This window comes from Nocardia sp. NBC_01499, from assembly GCF_045040275.1.
Classification (GTDB): Bacteria; Actinomycetota; Actinomycetes; order Mycobacteriales; family Mycobacteriaceae; genus Nocardia.
This window is the reverse complement of sequence record NZ_CP109426.1, coordinates 9,637,215-9,660,049: the sequence shown is the minus strand read 5'-3', so window position 1 is coordinate 9,660,049 and position 22,835 is coordinate 9,637,215. Positions and strand designations below refer to the sequence as shown.

Below are 22,835 nucleotides of genomic sequence, written 5' to 3'. Positions count from 1 at the left end.
GCCGCCGAGCCGAAACGGTATCGCGACTGATAAACGTATTGCCACGCTAAGCTCGCCGCGGAATTCATTCAAGGCCGAGGCGCGTGATCGGTGACGGCGGTCGAATTACGTCCTGTGGACAGGACATCCGCGCGTCGCTCGAACGGGAGATGCCTTGCGTCAGCGGCGGAATCCGGCCGCTCGTACGACGTTTTGCGCCCACGACCGGTGGGTACGCCTACCCATAGTTTGCCGGTCGGACGTGCGCCAAGCCCTGCATCGGTGGCGTCCGGCTCTCGAGAACCTCTGTACCCGTCGGGTGCGAGCAGGACCGCAAGCGAGTTCTGCGGCAAGCTAACGGTGTTCGCAGCGAGTGGAGCACCAGACGGTCGAGGGGAGTTTGGCTTGAGTTCCAAGACGTTGGCCGAGATCGCCGGTGACGTGGGCATGACCATCGCGGATGTGGCTGTCCTCGCCGGGCTCGATGAAAGCACAGTGAGTCGATTATGGACCGAGCCCAAGTGGCTCGATCGAGTCAGGGGACGCACGCTACAGGCCATCATCGGCGTGGTCCCCGGCGTCGCGGAGCTACTGGTCGACTACGCGCTGACCCGGCGACGGCGCGAGTTGATCGACAGCCTCGCGCAAGAGGGCCTTCGGGTCCGCGAGGACATCTTCCGGTATCTGGTCGCCATGGAACACATGCCGGAGCAGTGGGTCAGCAGCGTGCTGGAGGCGGCCCTCTACATCATGCGCGGTGACGATCGCAACGCCGCGGCGTGCCTGGCCCGGTTCTGGGGCAGGGAGCAGGACCAAGCGCTCGGGTTCATCTGGAATACCGACGCGAACATCAGTCTCATCGCCGATACCAACCCGCTACTCGGGAAATCATCGGAGATGTCCGAGCGATTGGCCGAGCGCGGCAATTCCTTTCACGCTATAATCGCGCACGCGACGTTCGTCCATCATATCGCCAAGGCCACCGGGGTCTTGATGCGTGATTCCGAATCGAAAACGCTGGACCGGCGATCCGTCATGCCTTATCGTAGCGGGGTGATGGGATGGATCATCCAAACCGGAGATACCGATGAGGCACTACGCTACAGCAAAGATGTCGAACAGAACACTTTGTTGTCAATAGTCGAATCATGGGCATTCCCAACCTATACCCGCGATGCCGCGGTGACGACCGATTTCTCGGTCCCCCGTTCGCTGCTCTTGCGGAATTTCGCGGAAAGTATCGTCCATGAGATCGGCACATCCAACGATGCCTATCTCCATTATCTGGTCAGTGTCGCCATCCCGCTCATGCTGCAGCGAGATCCGACATTGGGACTTCGGGCCGGCGAAATCAGGACCGAATTGCGAGGTCGTATCGAGGTAGGCAGTACGGTCGCCACCAAAAAGATGGCGCCCGCTCTGCTGAGTCAGTTGGAAACTGTGTGATATGGGCTGCCGACCGCGGAGTGAGATGGAACTGGGTGCAGAAATTCTGGAAGGTCGGAGTTACCAGCGGAACGCCGAATTCTGGACGCGGATCATCCGCGAGCGGCGCGACCGATACCGCACCGATCTGACCGATCGCGCGGTGCTGGCGGCGGTGGGTGACCGTACCGGCCAACGGGTTCTCGACGCGGGGTGTGGTGAAGGTTATTTGTCGCGCATACTCGATTCCGGTCATGCGCGGGTCGTCGGCATCGATGCGTGCGCCGAACTGGTCGAGGCGGCACGCGGCGCGGCCGATCACGAGGGACGCGACATCGTTTACCATCACGGAAGCGTGACCGCGTTGCCGCTGGACAGCGCCACTTTCGACTGTGTGGTCTGCAATCATCTCGTCAACGATCTGCCCGATCCGGCACCGGCTTTCGGCGAATTCGCGCGTGTTCTCAAACCCGGCGGCAGACTCGTCGTGCTGATGCTGCATCCCTGCTTCTATCGGACGCCGACCGACGACGATACGACCAACGAATCGGTGTCCGATCAATACTTCGAGGTCCGTTCCTTCACCCAAAACTTCCGAGTCGCCGGTGAGTCCTCGCCCGCACAGGTCACCGTCTGGATGCGTCCGCTCGAAAGTTATCTGTCCGCATTGACCGACGCCAATTTCTCCTTGACCGCGATACAGGAGCCGCGACCGACACCCGAGCAGGTCACCGCCGATCCATGGTGGCGGGATAATTTTCGTCGACCGACCTTCCTGCTGGTGGTCGCCGAGCGAAAGGCTGGCTGACGACACCGGCCAGACATTGCCGCGAGACAGCATGGGAGTTCGATAAGGATGTCAAGTAGCCGCGCCCTACCGACGATCGAACGCAAGGGTATCGAATCCACGGCCGACGATGAGCGCTCCGGAATACCGCGACATCATTTCTGGCTCTGGGCGGCGGCCAACCTCAATCCTTTCGTCATCTCCTCCGGACTGCTCGTCCTCACGCTCGGCCTCTCCTGGAAGAACGCCCTCATCGCGATCCTCGTCGGCACGGCGATCGGCTACCCGCTGGTTGGATTCGTCGCACTTGCCGGTCTCCGCGGTGGGGCGCCGACCATGACCCTCAGCCGCGCGACGTTCGGCTACAGCGGTAACAAGCTGCCAACGCTGGTGGCATACCTGGCCTGCATCGGCTGGGAGGCCATCGCGTTGTTCCTCGCGGCGACGGCGACCAGAACCCTTGCCAGCCGGGTCTTTCCGGATGCGAGCGACACCACCCTGCTCGTGCTCGGTCTCGTATTACCCGGTGCCGCAACGATAGTGATCGCCGTCTACGGCTATCACCTGGTGATCCGCGCCCAGAAGTGGATAACGGTCGCCATCACGATCGCGATCATCGGCTACTGCTGCCTAGTTCTGCCGAAAGTCGGTCTGCCCCACCACATGCCGTCGGATGGCGGCAGACCGCTGCTGGCCGGCGTCACCTTCGTCATCGCCGCGGGCGGCCTGGCGTGGGTGATGACCGGCGCCGACTACAGTCGCTATCTCCCGGCGCGGGCCGACCCGCGCGGTGTGGTCGGCTGGACCACGCTCGGCGGGGCCATCGCGCCGATCGTGTTGATGTTCTTCGGTGTATTCGCCGGTGTCGCCAGGCCCGATCTCGCCTCGCGGGCCGCCGTTGATCCGATCGGGGCACTTGTCCTGCCGCTGCCGACCTGGTTCTTCGTGCCGTTTCTGCTCACCACGATCCTCGGGCTCATCGGCAGCGGTGTCGTCAATCTGTACTCGTCGGGGCTCAACCTGATCACCCTCGGCATCAAGGTCTCCCGGCCGCGCGCCATCGCGGTCGACTCGACGCTGATCGTGCTGGCAAGCAGCTATCTCATCTTCCTGTCGCCGGGCTTCTTCGCGAGCTTCGAATCCTTCCTCACCATCCTCGGCATCCCGCTCGCCGCCTGGTGCGCCATCTTCCTGGTCGACTTCTACCGACGGCACCGAACCGGCTACCAATTCGCCGCCCTCTACCCCACCACCGGCACCGGCGAACGCAACAACCCCGCCGCCCTCGCCGCCATGCTGATCGCCACCGTCATCGGCATCGCCATGGACACCTCAGGACACCTCGCGTCCGCCCTCGGCGCAGGCCCCAGCGAGCAGGCCTGGTTCGCAACCTTCGCGTCGATGAAACCAGGACTCCCCGCCTCATTCCTCATCGGCGGCATCCTCTACCACCTCTTTCTGCGTCAACAAACCCGCCGCCACCTGCCCCCGACCGAGAATTCGCCGAACACCTGAGGCGACGGTGCACGGCGCAAGGCGGGTGCGAAAGCCAAGGATTTCGCTGCAGTCAGCTCGGGTCGGTGGCGAATCTCAGGAGTGGTGTCGGCGCGGGACGGTCGCTGGATCGGAAAGCGCTGCACGGCGGGCGAATTCGATGACACCGAGCAGGGCCGCGTCCGCGCCGAGGAGGGCGGGGGTTACCTCTGGTTCCGCGGTGGGCACTAGCGCGCGTCGACCCGAGAACTGGTGCCGGATCACCGGACCCAACCATGGAAACCATTGCGCCAGTACACCTCCCAGGACCACCTCGTCGAGATCGAGTAGGGAGGTGATCGACAGTATCACGGTACCAAGGGCCCGTCCGGCGATGTCGACGGCCGCGAGTGCCCGCTCGTCGCGGCGGGCGAGCGCCTCGGCGAGCCGGTCGGCGGCGGGGCCGAGTCCGTCGCGCCGCAGCACCTCGCCGAGACCGGCGGCGGTGAGCACTGCTTCGGGACCCGCGTAGCCAACCAAGCAGCCGCGAGCACCGCAGACGCAGGGCGGTCCGTCGATGGCGACGGGCATGTGGCCCGGCTCTCCGGCAATGCCGTGGCTGCCGGTGTGGATGCGCCCGTCCAACACCACGCCACCACCGATACCGGTACCCGCGGCGATGTAGACCACGCCGCGTGGGCGTGCCGGATGAGCGTGGTATTCGGCCAGCGTCGCGGCGTTCGCGTCATTGATCACCTCGATCGGACAGGTCAGCTCGGGAAGCCGCGCGGCGATCAGCGCGCGCAAGCGGACCGATCGTAGCCAGCCGAAATCCGGTGCGGCGAGCACTGTTTGGGCCTCGTCGTCGCCGATCGGCCCCGCCATCGCGACCGCGACGCGCACCAATTCCGCGTCCGGCGGTGCCGCGGTGTTCGCTCGTCGCACCGCCGCGGCGACCGCGTCCGCCAGCGCGGCGGGCACGCCAGCGGCGCCGCGGTGTGGTGCGGCATCGCGCCACACGATCGTGCCCGCGAGATCGGCGACGGCGACGCGCAGTTGTTCGGAACTGATCTGCACCGCGATGGTCGCCGCGCGCCGCGGGATCATCCGGAGCAGCCGTCGCGGGCGACCCCGGCCGCCGCCATGCAGGACACCGTCCTCGGACACCAGTCCGCGCGCGACGAGGTCGGCGACCATGGTGGTGACCGAGGCGTGCGACAGCCCCGTCGCCGCGGCGATCTCGGTGCGCGCACAGGGGCCGTTGTCGGCCATGTGGCGCAGCACCAGGCCGAGGTTACGTCGCCGGACGGCCACCGAATCGTGTGCCTGTCGCATCTCCACACCTCCGAGACTATGCAGGTCAAGAATTTTTTCAACCATTGACTTATTACCTGCCGACTCACGAACATACCGGTGATCGCACGAAACGAAACGAGGTCGCGATGCACATCAATCGCCGGATGGTCCTGCTCGGAGCGGGTGCCATCACCCTCGCGGCCGCCTGCTCGACCGAACGCCCCGCCTCCGACGTCGTCAAGACGATCTACGGTCCGGTCCGCGGCAAGCGCCGCGACACCGGCATCGCCTTCCTCGGCGTGCCGTTCGCCAAGCCGCCGGTCGGTGAGCTGCGCTTCGCCGCCCCGGCGCCGCCAGCGCCGTGGACCGAGACGCTGGAGTGCACCGCGTACGGGCCGACCGCGCAACGCAAGTCGATGGGCGAGGTGACGACCATCCCCGAGCCGAGCATCCCCGGCGACGCCGTCCTCAGCGTGAACGTCTTCACCCCCGACCCGTCCGCGCGCGGACTGCCCGTGCTGGTGTGGATCCACGGCGGCGGCTTCATCGCGGGCAGTCCGGCCAGCCCCTGGTACGACGGCGCCGCGTTCAATCGTGATGGGGTGGTGCTGGTTTCGGTCGGCTACCGGCTCGGGATAGACGGCTTCCTGCATCTGGACGGTGCGCCGGACAACCGGGCGGTGCTGGACTGGATCGCGGCCCTGCGGTGGGTTCGCGACAATATCGCCGCGTTCGGTGGCGATCCGGCCAAGGTCACCGTCGCCGGTCAGTCCGCCGGTGGCGGCGCGGTGTGGGCGCTGATGGCCACACCTGCCGCGCGCGGGCTGTTCCGCGCGGGCATCTGTGTCTCCGGCGCGGTGACCCAACCGAACGAGCTGGCCGCGGGGGCCGCCGTGGCCGACCTGTTCACCAGGCGCACCGGCGTGCCCGCGACCGCCGCCGCGTTACGCGCCCTGCCGGAGAACACCGTGCTCGATATGCAGGACGCGCTCCAGGCGCCTGGACCGGGTAGCGAGACCGTGCCGATGCTGGGTTTGGCGCCGTTCACCGACGGCAAGCTGATCCCCGAGGCAACGTCGGCAATGCTGAAAGACGGTGCGGGCGGCGACATTCCGCTGCTGCTGGGTTTCACCAGGCACGAGTTCAACATGGCGGCGGCCATGATGGCGCAGAACCCGAGCGCGGCGGCCGCCAGCCCGCTCGCGAACGCTGGTAAGGGTGTCGATATGGATGCCTACCACGCCGTCTATCCCGGCGCGGACGCGACCGAACTCGCCGGACAGGCCATCAGCGACACCATCATTCGCGGGCCCTCGTACCAGGTCGCCGAGGCTCGCGCGCGACTGAACCAGCCCACCTGGCTCTACGAATTCACCTGGACCTCAACGGCTCCCGGCTACAACGGGATGGCGGCGCACTGCAGTGACCTGCCGTTCGCCTTCGACCTGCTGCGCGCTCCCGGCGTCGCCCAGGTCGAGGGTGACGCACCGCCCCAGGCACTGGCCGACGCCATGCACGCGGCCTGGGTCGGCTTCGTCAAAGACACTGCGCCCGGCGCGAACTGGCCCCGCTACACCTTGGACGAGCGGCAGACCATGATCTGGTCGGATCAGAGCCACGTCGAATCCGACCCGTTCGCCGCGCAACGCCCGATCTGGAGTGCGTGACACGGCTCAGATTTCGACGGCGGGATGGAGACGGTCGAGGGACCAGATTCGTTGCCGGTGCACGGCGAAGGTGGTGCACCCGAGGGATACGAGCAGGAATGCGAGCAGAATCGCTATGTCGCGCAACAGATTACCGGTCAGTCCGCCGGAGACGGTGACCCGGAGGCCGTCGACGAGGTAGGTCATCGGCAGGAGTGGATGGAGCATGCGGAACGGCGCGGGTGTTGTTTCGACCGGATACAGCCCGCCGCACGAGGTCAGCTGCAGAATCAGCAGTACGAGCGAAAGTCCTTCGCCGACAACGCCGAACGCGACCCGCAGGAAGTGGTCGATCGCGACGAACGCCGCGGCCGCGAGGATCATCAGCCCGGCCGTCCATATCGGGTGCACAGGATCGAGCCGCAACCCGACCTGGACGACGCCGTAGAGGATGAGCCCGCCGGCCACCGCAAGCCCGGCCACCGGAAGCCAACCAGCGACGGCCACGGTCAGCGGGCTGATCCGGCTGGCCACGGCGCGCTGGTTGAGCGGCTGGATGAACAGGTACGCGAGCAGCCCGAGCACCCACAGGGCGATCGCGAAGAAGAACGGCGTCAACCCGCGCCCGTACAACCCGGCCGGGTTGAGATTGTGGCTGACGATGCCGACGGGCGAGCCGAGCACATCGGCCGCGGCGGCGGTCTGTTCGGGACTGGTATCGGGGATCTTCGCCAAGGCCATATCGACCGTGTCGGCGACTTTGGTTGCGCCGGAATGCAATTGGTCAGCACCGGTCTGCAACGTCCGACTGCTGGCCTGTAACGACGCGAGACTGTTGGTGATCTGAACGGCACCACCCGAGACGACCGTGGCACCCGCGGTAAGCGCGTGCAGTGGCGCCGCGGCGGCACGCAGGTTCTGCTGCACGGTATCGACGTTGCCCGCGAGCTGGCCCGCTTTGTCGCTGGCCTGGACCGCAGCGTCATGGGCTTGTCTGGCGGTATCCGCCGCGTTACCCGCGGTCGTCGCGATCGTTTGCGCGTGGTCGAGCGCCTGCCGGAATACGGGGTCGGCCAGTAACTCTGGGTGCGCGACCGCGAGCTGGCGCAGGTCGGCATTGCCCTGGTCGGCTTGCTGATGCACCAGATCGACACCGCCCCTGACGAGTTCGAGCGACTGCGCGGCGGCACCGGTCGCGTTCGACAGCGCCCCGGCCGCCGTCGGCAGCGTCGCGGTGCCGGTGTCGACCAGCTGACTCACCGCGGCGTCCACCTCGTTGCTCGCCTGCGCGAGTTGCTGTACGCCGTCGGTGATTTGGGCGGCACCGGCGGTCGATCCGTCCAGACCGGTGGCCAGCGCGGCGGTGCCCTGCTTGGCGAGCACCGACGAGTCGACCAGGGCGTGCACGCCGGTCGACGCGACGTCGAGTTGCTGTTTGACCAGGGTGAGGTCGCCGTAGATGGCTTTGGCGTATGCCGCGTGCGCGGCAGTGTTCACCTGGTTCTGCAGTTCGGAGCGCGCGACATCGGCGACCACACCGACGATGAAGTTGTTGGCGTCGTTGAGAGTGATTCCGAGAGTGGCCCGTTCGGGGATCGGGTCCTGGGCGCTGATCAATTTCCGACTGAAATCCGGCGGGACGGTGATGGTGAAATAGAAGCGTCCGTGCACGAGTCCGTCCTCGGCCTCGTGCCGATCGACGAAGTGCCACTGGAACTTCGGGGTGGCGCGCAGTTGCTGCTCGAACTGTTTGCCCGCGTCGACCACCTGACCGTTCGCGGTGACCGGCTGGTCCTCGACGACCACGGCGACCGGAATCTGATCGGTCTTACCGTAGGGGTCCCAGTTCGACCACAGATACAGCGACCCGTACAGCAGCGGCACCAGCGCGAGCCCCACCGGAACGAGCTTGCGCAGCAGCGGACCACGGAATCGCCGAAACTCGAGCAGCGCAAGACGTAGTGCCTTCACACGTTCTCCTGGAGGTCGGGCAACTCGGCATCGCGGGGGTGGGCGAGGGTGATCACCGTGACGTCGTCCAGCGGCGGCGGTTCCGACGCGGCGGCGATGACGGTGCAGCCGTGATCGGCCAAGGCGCGCAAGCACTCCCAGACCCACCGCGCCGCACCGCTCGTGCAGCCCGCGCCGACATCATCGACAACGATCGCGCCCGGCTGTTGCGCCGCCGCCAACGCCACGGCCAGTATCAGCTGTTCGCCGGGTGCCAGCTCCCCCACCTGTAGCCGCGCGGCGGGCACGGGCACACCCATCGCGGCGAAGGTCGCGTCCAGGGCGGCCGCGGTGAACCGCGCTCCCCCGATCAGCGCGCGCTCATCGATCACCTCGCCGACCCGAAGCCGCGGATCGAGCACACAGCCTGGATCGAGCCGCGCGACCGCCACCAGGTCCTGGATCGCGCGCGGCTGTTCGTCGTAGCGTCGACCGCCGACGACGAGGCGACCGGTCACCAGCCGCAATCGGCCCGCCAACGCCCACAACAGTGACGTGCGCCCCGACCCCGCCGACCCGACCACCACGGCGAGCCGACCCGCGGGGATCTCCAGGTGAACGTTCTCGAAGGCACACCCCGCCGACCCGCGCGCAGCGAGGTTGCTGGCAACGACCTCAACACCCACCCATGTCACCCGATCGAGCATAGAGACCGTTCCGTTTGCTGAGCGGCAATGCCGCACCCCGGCGATTCCACCCGCGCAACCGTCACCCTCGGACACCCTGAATATCGGGCTGGAACGAATCCGGCGCGGCCGCCGCCCAATCCACGGCCCACGACTCCGGCGGCTCGACCAGCAGTTGTCGCGGAGCAAGCCATTCATAGAGCTCGGCATAGGAATGCTGGCCGGTCGGCGACACCTTCTTGCGGAGCATATGGGTATTGAGGCGCGCCGGATCGGAGACCCCGAGCGACGCCATGATCTGCACGGCCTGGCTGACCGTCGCCTCGTGATAGCGACGCACGCGCACACTCTTATCCGCGACATCCAGTGCCCGCGCCCGCCGCGGATCCTGCGTCGCGACACCGACCGGGCACTCGTTGGTGTGACACAGCTGCGCCTGAATACACCCGACCGCCATCATCATCGCGCGCGCGGAATTCGTGTAGTCGGCGCCCTGAATGAGGCGCTTGACGATGTCGTTGCCGACGGCGACCTTGCCGCTTGCCCCGATCTTGATCCGGTCGCGCAGCCCGGTCCCGACGAGCGCGTTGTGCACCGTCATCAGCCCATCGGTGAGGGGAAGACCCACGTGATCCTCGTATTCCAAAGGCGCAGCGGCGGTTCCGCCTTCGGCACCGTCGACGATGATGAAATCGGGTGCGGTGCCCTCCTCGAGCATGGCCTTACAGAGGGCGAGTACTTCGATACGGGAACCGACACACAATTTGAAACCCACCGGCTTACCGTCGGCGAGTTCCCGCAATCGGGCGACGAATTGGATCAGCTCACGCGGGGTATGGAAAGCCGAATGCGCCGAAGGACTTACGCATTTCTCGTGTGCGGGCACGCCGCGATATCGGGCGATCTCCTCGCTGACCTTCGCCGCGGGCAGGACGCCGCCGAGGCCGGGCTTCGCGCCCTGGCTGAGTTTGATCGACACCGCCTTGATCTGTTCATGAGCGGCCAGCTCGGTGAACTTGTCCGGATCGAATCGGCCCTCGTCCGTGCGGGTGCCGAAGTATCCCGAGCCGATCTCCCAGATCAGATCACCGCCGCCGTCGAGGTGATACGGCGTCAGCCCACCCTCACCGGTGTCGTGCGCGAATCCGCCAAGCGCCGCACCCTTGTTCAACGCCCGCAGCGCGTTGGCCGACAGTGCGCCGAAACTCATCGAGGAGACGTTGAGCAGCGACATCGAGTACGGCTTGGTGCAGTCCGGGCCGCCGATCAGCACGCGCGGATGCGCCTCGGGTTCCGGCACGGGGGCGATGGAGTGAACGAGGTACTCGTAGCCGACCTCCTCGATGTCGCGTTCGGTGCCGAACGAGAGTTCGCCGTGAATGCCCTTCGCCCGCTCGTAGATCATCGAGCGGACGTCTCGGTCATACGGCCGCCCGTCGAAGTTGCGCTCGATGAAGTACTGCTGCAACTCCGGACGCAGACTCTCCAGCAGGTACCGCAGGTGACCGAGCACCGGATAGTTCCGCAGCACCGAATGCCGCTTCTGCACCAGGTCGTAGACGCCGACCACGAGCAATACAAGCAGGATGACGAGCAGCGCCGACCACGCCCACGAGCCGATCGACGCGGCGACCCCGACCGCGACGGTCGCCATCGCCAGGAACCCGACTATGAAGAACCTCAGCATGTGCGCGCTGTACCCGCCAGCAGCAAGATCATGCTCATCGGGCCGCCGACTGTGGTCCCGCTCTCTGTGGTGCGCGCAGGGCATCACAGAGCCGATCGCGGCGCCCGTCGGCGTGGCTGCTCGCCCCCGCACCCTCGGCTGGCTAAGCTGGCATCCGCCGTGCGACGTGGCGGCGTCCGCATGGTGTACGGGGAAGCGACCCGCCCGGTTGCCTGCTTTGCTGACACCGGGCGGGTCGCACTTTATCCGCACCATTCAATCGCGCCTTAACTCACGTGAAGAACGACTTACACAAATGGCCGGAAATGATTGCGCGCCTTAAACTCCCACCACCAACCGTATTCGACGGAAAGTTGGCGATGGGTAAACACCGCGCACCACGAAAGCCTGACGTCCCGATGCGGTTGGCGATGGTGTCGACCGCCGCGCTGCTCACCGCATTGATCTCCGCCGACCGCGAAGGACCACACGGCGGCCCGACGCCGAACCGGGAACACACCACGTCAGGACTGGCCAGCGGCCCCTACACACTGCCACCGAGCAACGAGCCGGAACCGGCACCGGCTCCCCCGAACGCGGCGCCTCCTTTCCTCGGCGACTTCGCCCCCGACCCCGAACCCGCCGCCCCCACCCTGCCAAAGCACCGTCGAGACGAACCGGCACAACCGGTCGACGATCCCGACGCCCCGATCGACCACCACGACGTCGTCCGCGGCGCGACGGCCGCATGGGTCTCTGGCACCGAGCAGGGCTACGACTGGCTGATCCACCTCGAGCGCTACATCGCGGATCACATGATGTCCGCTTTCCACCAGCAGGAGCGCACCGTCTGATCGCCCCTCAACCTTGTGGACGACGTTCGCGACCACGCGCCGACTGATCGTTCGACAGAAGCCGATCAGACCCGCTAGGTGAGCGGCACGTGCAGGATCGCTTTCTTGTGGCTGAACGTTTCCAGGGAGTACCGGCCGTGGTAGTGGCCCATGCCGCTGGCGCCGACGCCGCCGAAGGGGAGGTCGGAGTCGCGGAGTTGGGCCATGGGGAGGCCGAAAGATATTCCGCCGGAGCTGGTTTCGGTGATCAGGCGTTCTCGGGTGGTGTCGGATTCGGTGAATACGTAGAGGGCGAGGGGCTTGTCGCGGTCGGTGATGAATTCGATGGCGTGGTCGAGATCGGCGACGAGGACGATGGGCAGGATCGGTCCGAAGATTTCCTGTTGCATGACAGGAGAATCCGCGGCGACATCGGTCAATACGGTCGGCGCGATGTAGTTTCGGTCGCGGTCGTGCTTGCCGCCGGTGACGAGGCGACCCGAATCCAGCAGCGGGACAAGGCGATCGAAGTGGCGTTGGCTGACGATTCGGCCGTAGTGGGTTGATGTCGCGGGATCCGAGCCGAACCGCTCGGCGACGGCGTCGGTGAGCGCGGCCGCCAAAGCGCTTGCCGTGTCGGGGTCGGTGAGTACGTAGTCGGGGGCGACGCAGGTCTGTCCGGCGTTGGAGAACTTGGTGGCGGTCAGCCGGGCGGCGACCTCGGTGAGGTCGGTGTCGCGGTCGACGAATGCCGGGGACTTGCCGCCGAGTTCGAGGGTCACCGGGGTGAGCTGCGCGGCGGCGGCGGTCATCACGATGCGACCGACGGCCGCGCCGCCGGTGAAGAAGATGTGGTCGAAAGGTTCGGCGAGCAGCGCGGTTGTCTCTGGCACGCCGCCTTCGACCACGACCAGGGTGTCGGCGTCGAAGTACTGCGGCAGCAGTTGACCGAACAGCGCCGAGGTCGCCTCCGCGATATCACTCGGCTTGGCCACCACCGTGTTTCCCGCCGCCAATGCGCCGGCGATGGGCGCGAGCAGAAGTTGCACCGGATAGTTCCAGGTGCCGATGACCAGCACCACGCCGAGCGGGTCGTATCGGGTGGCCGCGGTGGTGCCGTCGGGGTACCCGTAGCCCGACGCCGGGACGGATTCGGGCGTCAGCCAGGTCTCGAGGTGGCTCAGCAGATGGTCGATCTCACGGACGGTGAAGTCGATTTCATAGTCGTAGGCCTCCTTTTCGGGCTTGTGCAGATCCTCGTGCAACGCGGCGGCGATATCGGGTCCACACTCGGTCAACAGCGCACGCAACCGCTGGAGTTGGTGCGTCCGCCAGGCCAGTGGCCGGGTCAGTCCGGCTCGGACCGGGACGCGAAGGCGGGTGACGAGCTCGGTCGGGTTCGCACTCATCGATGCGGCTTCCTTTCGCACACTCGTCCGCCGCACAGTGCCCCCGGCGCAACCGAGTAGTAGATGGCAAGTCGCTATCAGTGTGACCGCACCCCGATGTTCCGGTCTACGCAATGTTCGTCTTGGCCCCTCGGACACGGCACGGAACAAACCCGTCGACGCTACGCCACGGCACTGCGTTCGCGCGGATTATCCTGTACCACACGGGCATTGAGCAGTTCCGCGAACTCGCCGTACACCTCACTGACGGCACCGGCCGCGGCCGGGGAGACCGCCTCCAGGCTGAGGAATCCGTGTATGAGACCCGGATAGACGAGCGTGGTGACCGGCACGCCGGCGGAGGTGAGTGCGCGGGCGTAGGCGAGACATTCGTCGTGCACCGGATCGAACTCGGCGGTGGCGATCACGGCTGCGGCGAGGCCGGTGAAGTCCTTGGCCAGCAATGGCGAGGCGGGCGCGTGATCGCAGGCGGTCGCGTCGCTGGCGAGGTAGATCTCGGCGAAGTCGGCGGCCTCGCCAGGACTCATCACATCGCCGGTCACGTAAACGCTGTACGACGGGTAGTTGAAGCGATGGGAGAGATCGAGATTCGGGTAGGCGAGCAGTTGGGCGGCCAGCGGCCTGCCCTCGTCCCGAAAGCCGAGCGCTACCCCGGCGGCCAGGTTCGCCCCCGAACTGTCCCCCGCTACCGCGAGATTCCCGCCCCCGTATTCGTCGATGTGGTCGGCGATCCACCGGGTCACCGTCAGGCAGTCGTCGTGCGCGGCCGGGTACAGGTGCTCCGGCGCGAGCCGATAGCCGACGCTGACCACCACCGCACCCAGGTCCCTGCACAACCGGCGACCGATCTGGTCGTGGGTGTCCAGATCGCCGTACACGAACGCGCCACCATGGAAATAGGCGACGGTCGGTACCCGTCCGGTCGTCTTCGGCCGGTACACCCGCACCGGCACACCGGCCAGGTTGTCATCACCTATCGAGTTGACCTGAAGGGGCGGGTTCGGCGACATCGCGAGCGCCAGCAACGCGTTTCGGGCCCGCTTCTCGGCGATGGTCAGCTCCCTGGCCGGCGGCGGCACAGCTGCCAACTGCTTGATGAGGCCGTCGATGGCTGGATCAAGTGGCATGGTGTTCTGTCCCTTCAGTTCAGATAGGAGCGTTGGGTGTGCGGGCCGCCGGTGATCCAGTCATTCGCACCGTCCAGCACATACCCGTCGCCCTCGTACTCGATATCGGGAGAAATCACCGGCACCGGCCGAGGGGCGCGAGCAGCCGCGGGCACATCGGTCAACGGCGACAGCTCGGCGGGGAGGTCGAAGGCGATGCGGATGAACTTGCCGTTCGCGACGACGTAATGGGCGCGGAAACTGGTCGTTCTGACCTGACCCGGCGCCAAAGGCCCAGAGGCCAAACGTTTTACGCGCTCGAGCGCCACCAGTCTCTCCCGCACCCGCGCATAAACATCGCGGCGGTTCGCGCTGATGCGCAGGTCGTCGACGAGCATCGTTTCGGTCACACCGTCGTGCGTATTCTCCATCCAGCGCAACGTATCCGACGCGCCACGGGTGAAGCCGACGCCATAGATATCGATCCGGACGTTCTGGTGGTAATACCTGTTTACTACCTCGCGATAGTTGCCGGAGTTGTACAACTCTACGTATCGCGCGAACTCGGTTTCGTTCATCAATCCGTCCTCTTCTCGAGAGTGCAGAGCAACGACATACCGCAACTAAGCGCTCGCTTACCTCTAAGCGCTTGCTTAGTTTGCTCCGGAGTTGCCATACTCGTCAATACGCAGAAGGAGGCATATGACCGACACCACACATCCCGCGGCTAACCCGAAGACCCGCCTACTGGCCTCCGCGATCGAAGCCTTCGGCATCAAAGGCTTCCACGGCACCACCACCCGCGATATCGCCGCGGGCGCGGGCATGAGCCCGGCCGCGGTGTATGTGCACCACAAGTCGAAGGAAGACCTGCTCTACCTGATCGCGCTGGACGGTCACCAGCGCATGGCGCGCGCGTTCGCCGAGCAGATCGCGGCCACCGACGACCCGGCACAGCAGCTCGCCGGGCTGATACACGCCTTCGTGCTCGAATACGCGGTGAACCACACGCTCGCGCGCATCGTCAGCTACGAACTGCGCTCACTGCGCCAGGACCATCGCACGGAGATCCTCGCGATCCGACGCGAGGCCCTCACCATGGTCCGCGAGATACTGCACGCCGGTAACGCCAGCGGCGCCTTCGACGCCGACAACGTCGACATGACCTCGATCGCGGTGCTCTCCCTCGGCATCGACGTCGCCCGCTGGTTCCGCGACCAAGGCCGATTCACCCCGGCGGCCATCGCCGACCACTACGCCGGACTCGCCCTCCGAATGGTGGGCGCGTCGGTGGCCGAGCGCGCACCGACAGGCGGTCGATGAGGCAGGCGGTTCGGCTTCGCGGGATCGAAGCAGAACCGCCTGCGTTCATTCGGTCAACTCTGGCTCAGGCGGCGGATTCGGCTGTCTCGCGGAGCTTTTCGAGCCACACGTGCATGGAGTTGGCCAGTCCGTCGCGCTGGTTGTCCAGGTCGGCGCGGACGGGGTCGCCGTCCCAGGACATGGTGCTGTGCACGACGGTACCGTCGTCGTCGGTCTCGAAGGTCCACAGGTGGATGCCGGTGATGCCGTGCTGGGATCCGCCCCAGAGGATGCGGTGCGGTGCGTCGACGGCGTAGATCGTGGACTCGATGCCGATCCTCGGGGTGTGCCAGTGGAAGGTCGAGCCCGGCTTCAGCGGTTCGTCCATCGAGGCTTCGGTGATGTCGGTGCGCCAGCTGGCCCAGGCGTCGATGTCGGTGTGCAGTGCCCACACCTTGTCGATCGGCGCGGCGATGCGAACGCTCTGCTCGACGACGACCGCGGCGTCGGTGTCGGGGTGCTCGGGGTAGGTCATATCGGTTCTCCTCAGACGAGATCGGATCCGGCATCCAGAGGCCCTGAATCCCGGTGGGGCACACGGCGAACAGTTCGACGACCGGAAGCGGGGCGCATGGCGTCGAGGACGGGCAATCAGACTGGCGTCACTGATATGGATGCTCTGCATTTGCGGCCGAGTTCTCGCCATTTTCATGGAATCCACTGGGGGCCCGTGCATTTCAGAACATCCAACAGTTACGCTAATTCACGCGCAATACCGTGGTCAACGGATTACCACTGGGCCGATGGTCGCAAATAAGCGACTGGATCAAAGGTCTGGCAATTGCGGTCGTAGCAATGCACAGATCGGACGATTCGGTCCATCGCGCGCCGCGCCCCGACCGAAGCGCATGGCCGAGATTGCATCCAGCACCGTCGGCGAGTCGGACACACAGCCGACCAATCCAATCTAGCTGGATAGCTTGGGATTACAGTTTCCGGCGTGACCGCCGCCAACTTAGCCGACCCCGCCCACCGGGCCACCGCCGCCGCAATCGCCGTCGATCTCATCACGGCCATCCACAACGGTCACTATCAACCAGGAGACAGGCTCCCCTCCCAAACCCAGCTGATGACCACCTACGGCGTCTCCATGGCCACCGCGGCCGCGGCCCTGCGCAAGCTGCGCGAGCACGGGCTCACCACCACCCAGCCCGGCCGGGGCGTCTACCTCGCCACCACGTTCCCGCACGGACAATTCGCCCAAACCGCCACCACCACTGGCGATCTCAGCACCTCCGACGACGATCACTTACCCGGCGAGAACACGCCGCAACGCTGGCAGCAGCGCTACACCGACATCACCACGCTCTACCACGCCGCCAGCCACCTGACCACGCTCGCCCAGCGCAACGAACAGGCCGAGCAGCACGCACCCGACACCAGGAATCCCCTGCGCAATCTGCACCCCACCGTCCTGCACACCCTGGCGCACACCCTCACCAGCACCGCGCACCACATCATCAATCACGGCCCGACGCCCACCACCCACGTCACCATCACCGCCGCGCACCACATACTGACCGGCGACGGACGACTCCCGAACTGACATGTCGGCCAGCGCCGCCGCTACCAGACCGACTGGGGTGCAACGGCTTCCTTGCCGAGAACGCGATCAGATCGGCGAGCGGTCCGTGCCGTCCCGCACCATGATCTCCCGGCACCGCGGGATCGAGTCGATGAGCGTGCCCGCTCCTTGGCGCAGCAGATCGGAGCCGACGAAGAAGCCGAGCGCGTGCGGCTCGTCGGCCACACCCCAGTGGTGGGAGTCGATCCACCGCACGCCATCGAGGTCGAACACCTTGCCGTGCAATGACAGTCGACCGGTCGCATCGGTGGTACAGAGCCCGGCGATCGGTGAATTGCAGTGCCCCTGCAGGGCGTGCAGCATGGCGCGTTCGGCGTCGGCCTGCCGGTGTGTTTCGGGATGGTCGAGCCGTGCGGCCACTTCGAGCAGCTCGATATCGTCGGTGCGGGCGACGAGGGCGATGGTCGCCGCACCGATCGGCGGGCACATGACCACGATCGGCAGCACCTCGGCGATCCGGTGCCGCAGCTCGACGCGGTGCAGACCCGACACCGCCGCGATCAGCGCGTCGAAATGCCCCTCGTCGAGCCGCGCCAACCGGGTGTTGACGTTGCCGCGCAACGGTTTCACCCGAAGGTACGGATAGTGCAGGCGCAGCTGAGCGGTGCGCCGGACGGAGCTGGTGCCGACCACAGCCCCCTCCGGCAATTCGGCGAGCCGCGCACCGGTGCGGCTGATCACCGCGTCGTGCACGTCACCGCGGCGCGGGTACGCGGCGAACGTCAGCCCGGCGGCGAGGGGCACGTCGCCGGGGATGTCCTTGAGGCAGTGCACCGCGAGGTCGGCCCGCCCCTCCCGCAGCGCGTCATCGATCTCCCGCACGAACGCGCCCTTACCGCCGAGCCGGGCCAGGTCGCCCATCCACCGGTCACCGGCGGAGGTGACTTTCACCAGTTCCGTTGCGGCCCCGAACTTTGCGAGGTTGTCGGCAACCTGCGCCGCCTGGACGAGGGCCATCGGACTGGATCGGGTGGCGATCCGGATGATGCGCGACATGAGCCGGACCTACCGCTGCCAGGTCCGGGCGCCGATGACCAGACCAGAATCCCAGTTGAGCAGGGTCACGTGCATGCCCTCCTGGGTGGGGATCTCGGCCAGGAACTGGCCGACCCTGGTCGGCTGACCCGCCGACCACATCGGTTGTGGCAGCAGATCATCGCCGATATACAAGCCACCGGGCAGCAGCAGTGTGAGCAGGTCGTCGCGGCGGCGGAACTTGCCGGGCCGACAGTCGGCGAACACCAGGTCGAACCCGGACCCGACGTAGTCGTCGAGCCAGCTGTCGGCGTCGGTGGTGTGCACGGTGATTCGGGCATCGTCGCCGAGCACGCCACGGGCAAGGGCCGCCATCGGACGGTCGGCCTCGACGGTGATCAGCTGCGAGTTTGTGGTCATCCCGGACAGCAACCAGGCCGAACCAACGCCGACTCCGGTGCCCAATTCGAGCACCCGCCCGTTGGGTTTGGACGCGGCGAGCGTGCGCAGCAACGCGCCGGTCCGGTTGGTGCACGACATCACGAAACCCGCGTCGGCGGCGGCCTTCTGGGCCTGCACCACCAGCGGCGGCAAGACGGCGGGTTCATCATTCATCGCTGTCCTCCAGAGCTCGGGCCAGGCGCAACGCGCCGTAGGTCAGGATCAGGTCCGCGCCTGCGCGTTTGAGCGCCCGCGCGTATTCGAGTTGGACCGAGATCGGCGCCGCGGCGAACAGCTGGTCCTCACCGGAGACACTGAACGCGGTCAGCGGCGCCCTCGTCATGCCGCGCAGCTGGGTGAGCAGGTCGACCGAGGTCATCACCGGCTGCACCAGCAACCCGTCGGCACCCTCGTAGATCCAGCGGACGGCCTGGTCGAGCGCCTGGCCGGGCTGGCTCGGGTCGATCTGGAAGCCGCGGCGGTTGCCGCGGCCGGGATCGGTGTTCATCGCCGACTTGTAGACACCGAACAGCGCCGAATCGAAGATCACCGACGGCGTGACGCTGACATCGGTGAACCCGGCCTCGTCGAGTTCGAACCGGATCGCCTGCACCGATCCGTCGAGCACGGCCGCCGGGCCGACGATGTCGGCACCGGCCTGCGCGTGCAACACCGACATCCGTGCCATCAGTTCGTAGGTGCCGTCGATATCGGTGTGCCCGCGCGAATCGAGCAGCACGCATTCACCGCTGTCGGTCCACGCGCAGCCGCAGACCTCGGTGGCGATCACCATGTCCGCCACCGCGTTTCGAATGGACTGGATCGCGTCGATCATCAGGTTGTCCGGCTTCAACGCGTCGGCGGCGTCGCGGGTCTTGTGCTCGCCGTAGACGAGCACGCGACACGCCCGTACCCCGGCCGCGTTCAGCTCCATGGCATAGTCGGCGATCTCCGAAACCGCCACGGCGCCGGGCAGATACCGATAGCGGGCCGGGTCTCGATGGTCGGGCTGCACGAGGATCGGCGCGACCAGATCGGCCGCGCTCAGCAGGTCGCGATGCAGCAGGTGCCGCATCCGCGACCGGGCCCGCAGTGGATTCACGCCGGTCACGTCGAGCCGACGGCGGACCGGGATAATGGTGGTCGGGCTCTTGGCCTTGGTCATCAGTGCTCGCCCAGCCCGACAACGAGGTGCCGGGGAAAGCCTTCGGGTCCACGAACGAGCTGACCTTCCGGTCCCTCCAGCGGCCACGGATCACGCAGGAAGAGCTGGCGCACCGACTCGGCGACCGTGGCCGCGCCGAGGCCGCCGCCTACGCAGTTGTGGTGGCCGAGACCGAAGTGCAGCTGGTAGATGTGCGGCGGCCGGTCGAGGCGGAAGGCCATCGGGTCGGACACCTGGTCCTCGTCGGACATCGCCGATTCGAGGGCGACAAGCACCAGGGTGCCCTCGGGGATGGTGGTCTCTCTAGCGGTGCCGGCCGCGACGGTGTACTCGCTGCCGGTCACCCGGGAAACCATCTTGAAGAACGGGTTCAGCCGCAACGCCTCCCACACATACGGGTCGAATTGCTTCGGATCCTGCGCGACGTCTTGCAGTGGCAGTTCCGGGCGGCGCAGCAACTGCTCGACCAGATGCGTCGCCGAACTCATGCCGTTCTCGACGAAGCCGAGCAGGATGCCGCCCAGGTTGATCGTCACCCGCTCGTCGTCCATGTCGAGGCCGGAACCGATGCTGGTGCTCTGCAGCCTGGTCAGCAGATCGCGGTGCGGCACAGTGACTCCCGCTCGCCGCTGCGCGACCAGGTCCCGCAGGCAGCCCATCAATTCCCCACCGGCGTGCTCGGTCGCCTTGCGCATCTCCGGGTCATTACCGAAGTTGGTCACCATGTCCGCGAGAATGGGCCGCACCCAGGCCGACAGGTCGTTCGGGTCGGCGCCTCGGAAACCCAGGTATTCCAGGCACATCCGGATGATCACCTTCCGGACGAACCCGCTGGCGACATCGATCCGGCGGGTGGGCCATGCCTCGTCCAATGCTTCGCTGGCGAAGCGGCCCGCGACCTCCCTGAGCCGGGGCAGATCCTCCGGGGCGAGCATGACCTGCATCATCCCGCGTTCGCGCCAATTGATGACCTCCCCATCGGTAGCCAGAATGTGGCGCCCGCCCAACGCGGTAGCCAGCGCTGGGTCGTACCGGACGTTGAAGATCTCATGGCGCAGGAGCACCTCGGTCACGTCGGCGTACCTGGTCACCACGGTGAACGCGGGCGTAACCAGGATCGGCCGGTCGGCGCGCAGCTCGGCGAACAGTTCCTGCGAGTCACTGAGGAACCACTTCTGTAGCAATTCCACCTGACCCATCGGACCGGCGGCGTCGTACTGTTCCAGGTAACCGCCTGCGATCGTCTCGGTTGTCGTCATTGGATCGACCTCCATCTAGTTGTTGGTGCGGGAATGCGGTCGGTTGGTCGTTCAGGGGAGGCGACGCGGGGCGAAGGCGAAGGCCGCGTCGGGTACGGCGACCCCGTAGCCGCGTAGCTGCTGCGCCCGGGTGAGCACGGCGGCGCCTTCGAGCAGATTGCGGGCTATCTGGACGACGGAGCGGTCCGCCGGGTCGGACAGGAAGCCCGAGGCGGTCCACTGGTTGAAAGCGCCCATCGCGGGACCGCACCAGATCTGGTAGTCGCCGCGGCGGGTGTCCGCCCCCTGGATCGCCCACCGGCTCGACATGCCGAGGTACCAGCGGAATACCAGGGCCATCCGGTGCTGCTCGTCGCGTTCGGCCCTGGCCACCTGGTCCGGCTCCCGTTCCTGCCAGAAGGCCCTGGTCTCTTCCCATACTTCGTCGAAAGACGTTCGGAACAAATCTTTTTCGACTTTCGCACGAGTCTGCTCCGGCACGTTCGCCCACGAGGTGTTGCCGGCGTAGATCTGGTAGAGGCGCTGCGCGCGAAAAGGAAACATCGTGCCCCTGCGCAGGACCTGCAGCTTGATGCCCAATTCGAACATGTCCGCCGCGGGCGCCATCGCCACGTCGGCGACACTCGCCCCGGCGAGCATGCGCTTACCGTCCGCGGAGAGGCCGGACTCGATCGCGGCCTGATTGATCGAACCGGTCAGCACATAGGCCGCGCCGAGGGCGAACGCCGCCGCCACCGCGCCAGGAGTGCCGAGACCGCCCGCCGCGCCGATCCGGATCGGCCGGTCGTATCCGTAACGGCGCGAAAGGGTGTCGCGCAGCGCGAGGATGACCGGGAGCAGCGCGGTCAGCGGGCGGTTGTCGGTGTGACCGCCGCTGTCGGCCTCCACGGTGATGTCCTCGGCTACCGGCACTCGCGCGGCGAGTTCGGCTTCCTCTGGGGTGAGCTGATCCCGATCGACCAACTCCCGCAACAACTCCACGGGTGCGGGAGCCATGAAATGCGCGGCAACCTCGGGCCGCGACACCTTCGCGAAGACACTGCGCGGACGCTGGATCCGGCCCGCGCCGTCCTGGGTCAGTCCGCTCGCCGCGACCCGAACGACGGCGGGTGTGAGCTCCATGAACGCCGAAAGAGATACTGCCGGAACGTTATTGGCCAGCAGCAGGTCGGCCACCGCTTCCTCGGTGGCCGACTCGGCAGGTGAATGGATAAGGTTCACTCCCCAGTTGGACCTGCCTGGCAACGCCGAAACCAGTTCCGCGACTGCCGCCGCCACCGTCGCCGGCGCGAGCCCGGCGGCGCCGAAGAAGCCGAGCATGTCCGCCCGTGCCATCGCGATCACCATGGCGGTGGTCGCGATGCCATTGGCCATCTCCCCGGACACGTACGGGAAGCGGACGCCGTGTGTCGCGCCGAAGGTGCTGTCGCCCAACTGCTCCGGGTAGAGCGGCGGCAGTAGGCCGAGGACCGAGTACTGGCCAGCACCGGCACCCATCACGGTGCCGCCGATCGCCACACCGGCCGCGGACCCGCTGTCGTCGGCGAGGAGGTACATCGGCTCACGGGTACGTGCCGCAAGCGCGACTATCCCAGGCCCACCGAATACCGGTTGTTCCCCGTCGGGGTGCCAGGTGAGCGAAACACCCTCGGTCCAGCTCGTCCGAGGCAGCACTTCAGGTTTCATGCGCACGGCCTTAACTGTCGACGTCAGGGCGGGAAATCCGTCCCGAACCAATTCTTGGGCAGCATGGTCGCCGATTCCATGAGAAGAAAGTAATGGTACCCGCCTG

20 protein-coding genes are annotated in these 22,835 nt (G+C 66.5%); 7 read left to right on the top strand and 13 right to left on the bottom strand.

The window, feature by feature from the left end:
- The first annotated feature begins 399 nt into the window (after window positions 1–399).
- The 3 genes from OG203_RS43635 to OG203_RS43625 are packed head-to-tail and all read left to right on the top strand — an operon-like array spanning window position 400 to window position 3,706.
- Window positions 400–1,425: a helix-turn-helix domain-containing protein gene (locus tag OG203_RS43635; protein WP_405163054.1), complete on the top strand. Its 1,026-nt coding sequence runs from the start codon at window positions 400–402 to the stop codon at window positions 1,423–1,425.
- A 25-nt stretch (window positions 1,426–1,450) separates the two neighbouring features.
- Window positions 1,451–2,212 (top strand): class I SAM-dependent methyltransferase, encoded by a 762-nt coding sequence (locus OG203_RS43630; RefSeq protein WP_405163053.1) that lies wholly within the window; start codon window positions 1,451–1,453, stop codon window positions 2,210–2,212.
- Between the two features lie 48 nt (window positions 2,213–2,260).
- Complete coding sequence (locus OG203_RS43625) at window positions 2,261–3,706, top strand: purine-cytosine permease family protein (RefSeq protein WP_405163052.1); 1,446 nt, start codon at window positions 2,261–2,263, stop codon at window positions 3,704–3,706.
- A 75-nt stretch (window positions 3,707–3,781) separates the two neighbouring features.
- Here OG203_RS43625 and OG203_RS43620 read toward each other — a convergent pair whose 3' ends face one another.
- Window positions 3,782–4,999, bottom strand: a complete 1,218-nt coding sequence (locus OG203_RS43620) for an ROK family transcriptional regulator (RefSeq protein ID WP_405163051.1) — start codon at window positions 4,997–4,999, stop codon at window positions 3,782–3,784.
- Window positions 5,000–5,106: 107 nt separating this feature from the next.
- Between OG203_RS43620 and OG203_RS43615 the strand changes: the two genes are divergently transcribed.
- The gene (locus OG203_RS43615; protein ID WP_405163050.1) at window positions 5,107–6,627 is read left to right on the top strand and encodes a carboxylesterase/lipase family protein; all 1,521 of its coding nucleotides are present in this window, start codon (window positions 5,107–5,109) and stop codon (window positions 6,625–6,627) included.
- Between the two features lie 6 nt (window positions 6,628–6,633).
- Here the strand turns inward: OG203_RS43615 and OG203_RS43610 are convergent, their stop codons facing one another.
- The 3 genes from OG203_RS43610 to OG203_RS43600 all read right to left on the bottom strand — a co-directional run bounded on the left by OG203_RS43610 (window position 6,634) and on the right by OG203_RS43600 (window position 10,929).
- Window positions 6,634–8,577, bottom strand: coding sequence for a YhgE/Pip family protein (locus tag OG203_RS43610; RefSeq protein WP_405163049.1), 1,944 nt, complete (start codon window positions 8,575–8,577; stop codon window positions 6,634–6,636).
- Window positions 8,574–9,251, bottom strand: a complete 678-nt coding sequence (locus OG203_RS43605) for an ATP-binding cassette domain-containing protein (protein WP_405163048.1) — start codon at window positions 9,249–9,251, stop codon at window positions 8,574–8,576. The genes OG203_RS43610 and OG203_RS43605 overlap by 4 nt, the downstream gene beginning before the upstream one ends.
- A gap of 73 nt (window positions 9,252–9,324) precedes the next feature.
- On the bottom strand, window positions 9,325–10,929 hold the full coding sequence (locus OG203_RS43600; RefSeq protein ID WP_405163047.1) for an FMN-binding glutamate synthase family protein: 1,605 nt from the start codon (window positions 10,927–10,929) through the stop codon (window positions 9,325–9,327).
- Between the two features lie 359 nt (window positions 10,930–11,288).
- On the opposite strand from OG203_RS43600, the gene OG203_RS43595 reads away from it, so the two are divergent.
- Window positions 11,289–11,762 (top strand): hypothetical protein, encoded by a 474-nt coding sequence (locus OG203_RS43595; protein WP_405163046.1) that lies wholly within the window; start codon window positions 11,289–11,291, stop codon window positions 11,760–11,762.
- Window positions 11,763–11,836: 74 nt separating this feature from the next.
- On the opposite strand, the gene OG203_RS43590 is transcribed toward OG203_RS43595, so the two are convergent.
- From OG203_RS43590 to OG203_RS43580, 3 genes are all read right to left on the bottom strand, one after another.
- Window positions 11,837–13,150 (bottom strand): aldehyde dehydrogenase family protein, encoded by a 1,314-nt coding sequence (locus OG203_RS43590; protein WP_405163045.1) that lies wholly within the window; start codon window positions 13,148–13,150, stop codon window positions 11,837–11,839.
- Window positions 13,151–13,311: 161 nt separating this feature from the next.
- Window positions 13,312–14,277 (bottom strand): alpha/beta hydrolase, encoded by a 966-nt coding sequence (locus tag OG203_RS43585; protein ID WP_405163044.1) that lies wholly within the window; start codon window positions 14,275–14,277, stop codon window positions 13,312–13,314.
- 14 nt (window positions 14,278–14,291) lie between these two features.
- Entirely contained in the window at window positions 14,292–14,834 is a 543-nt protein-coding gene (locus OG203_RS43580; protein WP_405163043.1) for a hypothetical protein, read from the bottom strand.
- A gap of 124 nt (window positions 14,835–14,958) precedes the next feature.
- On the opposite strand from OG203_RS43580, the gene OG203_RS43575 reads away from it, so the two are divergent.
- Complete coding sequence (locus OG203_RS43575; RefSeq protein WP_405163042.1) at window positions 14,959–15,579, top strand: TetR family transcriptional regulator; 621 nt, start codon at window positions 14,959–14,961, stop codon at window positions 15,577–15,579.
- Between the two features lie 64 nt (window positions 15,580–15,643).
- Here OG203_RS43575 and OG203_RS43570 read toward each other — a convergent pair whose 3' ends face one another.
- On the bottom strand, window positions 15,644–16,093 hold the full coding sequence (locus tag OG203_RS43570; protein ID WP_405163041.1) for an SRPBCC family protein: 450 nt from the start codon (window positions 16,091–16,093) through the stop codon (window positions 15,644–15,646).
- Window positions 16,094–16,558: 465 nt separating this feature from the next.
- Here OG203_RS43570 and OG203_RS43565 point away from each other — a divergent pair, with 465 nt between their 5' ends.
- Window positions 16,559–17,164 (top strand): winged helix-turn-helix domain-containing protein, encoded by a 606-nt coding sequence (locus tag OG203_RS43565; protein WP_405163040.1) that lies wholly within the window; start codon window positions 16,559–16,561, stop codon window positions 17,162–17,164.
- A 66-nt stretch (window positions 17,165–17,230) separates the two neighbouring features.
- On the opposite strand, the gene hemC is transcribed toward OG203_RS43565, so the two are convergent.
- Genes hemC through OG203_RS43540 form a run of 5 tightly spaced genes read right to left on the bottom strand, consistent with a single transcriptional unit; the run spans window position 17,231 to window position 22,729 of the window.
- On the bottom strand, window positions 17,231–18,199 hold the full coding sequence (gene hemC, locus OG203_RS43560; RefSeq protein WP_405163039.1) for a hydroxymethylbilane synthase: 969 nt from the start codon (window positions 18,197–18,199) through the stop codon (window positions 17,231–17,233).
- 9 nt (window positions 18,200–18,208) lie between these two features.
- Window positions 18,209–18,793, bottom strand: a complete 585-nt coding sequence (locus OG203_RS43555) for an O-methyltransferase (protein ID WP_405163038.1) — start codon at window positions 18,791–18,793, stop codon at window positions 18,209–18,211.
- The gene (locus OG203_RS43550; protein ID WP_405163037.1) at window positions 18,786–19,784 is read right to left on the bottom strand and encodes a hypothetical protein; all 999 of its coding nucleotides are present in this window, start codon (window positions 19,782–19,784) and stop codon (window positions 18,786–18,788) included. Before OG203_RS43550 ends, OG203_RS43555 begins: the two co-directional genes overlap by 8 nt.
- On the bottom strand, window positions 19,784–21,043 hold the full coding sequence (locus tag OG203_RS43545) for a cytochrome P450 (protein WP_405163036.1): 1,260 nt from the start codon (window positions 21,041–21,043) through the stop codon (window positions 19,784–19,786). The genes OG203_RS43550 and OG203_RS43545 overlap by 1 nt, the downstream gene beginning before the upstream one ends.
- Window positions 21,044–21,094: 51 nt before the next feature.
- Window positions 21,095–22,729 (bottom strand): PfaD family polyunsaturated fatty acid/polyketide biosynthesis protein, encoded by a 1,635-nt coding sequence (locus OG203_RS43540; protein ID WP_405163035.1) that lies wholly within the window; start codon window positions 22,727–22,729, stop codon window positions 21,095–21,097.
- Between the last annotated feature and the right edge of the window lie 106 nt (window positions 22,730–22,835).

Bases quoted from the DNA above. Each gene is read 5' to 3' on its own strand.
- OG203_RS43630 (WP_405163053.1), top strand. From the start codon at position 1,451: ATGGAACTGGGTGCAGAAATTCTGGAAGGTCGGAGTTACCAGCGGAAC.
- OG203_RS43625 (WP_405163052.1), top strand. From the start codon at position 2,261: ATGTCAAGTAGCCGCGCCCTACCGACGATCGAACGCAAGGGTATCGAA.
- OG203_RS43620 (WP_405163051.1), bottom strand. From the start codon at position 4,999: ATGCGACAGGCACACGATTCGGTGGCCGTCCGGCGACGTAACCTCGGC.
- OG203_RS43615 (WP_405163050.1), top strand. From the start codon at position 5,107: ATGCACATCAATCGCCGGATGGTCCTGCTCGGAGCGGGTGCCATCACC.
- OG203_RS43600 (WP_405163047.1), bottom strand. From the start codon at position 10,929: ATGCTGAGGTTCTTCATAGTCGGGTTCCTGGCGATGGCGACCGTCGCG.
- OG203_RS43595 (WP_405163046.1), top strand. From the start codon at position 11,289: ATGGGTAAACACCGCGCACCACGAAAGCCTGACGTCCCGATGCGGTTG.
- OG203_RS43590 (WP_405163045.1), bottom strand. From the start codon at position 13,150: ATGAGTGCGAACCCGACCGAGCTCGTCACCCGCCTTCGCGTCCCGGTC.
- OG203_RS43585 (WP_405163044.1), bottom strand. From the start codon at position 14,277: ATGCCACTTGATCCAGCCATCGACGGCCTCATCAAGCAGTTGGCAGCT.
- OG203_RS43580 (WP_405163043.1), bottom strand. From the start codon at position 14,834: ATGAACGAAACCGAGTTCGCGCGATACGTAGAGTTGTACAACTCCGGC.
- OG203_RS43575 (WP_405163042.1), top strand. From the start codon at position 14,959: ATGACCGACACCACACATCCCGCGGCTAACCCGAAGACCCGCCTACTG.
- OG203_RS43570 (WP_405163041.1), bottom strand. From the start codon at position 16,093: ATGACCTACCCCGAGCACCCCGACACCGACGCCGCGGTCGTCGTCGAG.
- hemC (WP_405163039.1), bottom strand. From the start codon at position 18,199: ATGTCGCGCATCATCCGGATCGCCACCCGATCCAGTCCGATGGCCCTC.
- OG203_RS43555 (WP_405163038.1), bottom strand. From the start codon at position 18,793: ATGAATGATGAACCCGCCGTCTTGCCGCCGCTGGTGGTGCAGGCCCAG.
- OG203_RS43550 (WP_405163037.1), bottom strand. From the start codon at position 19,784: ATGACCAAGGCCAAGAGCCCGACCACCATTATCCCGGTCCGCCGTCGG.
- OG203_RS43545 (WP_405163036.1), bottom strand. From the start codon at position 21,043: ATGACGACAACCGAGACGATCGCAGGCGGTTACCTGGAACAGTACGAC.
- OG203_RS43540 (WP_405163035.1), bottom strand. From the start codon at position 22,729: ATGAAACCTGAAGTGCTGCCTCGGACGAGCTGGACCGAGGGTGTTTCG.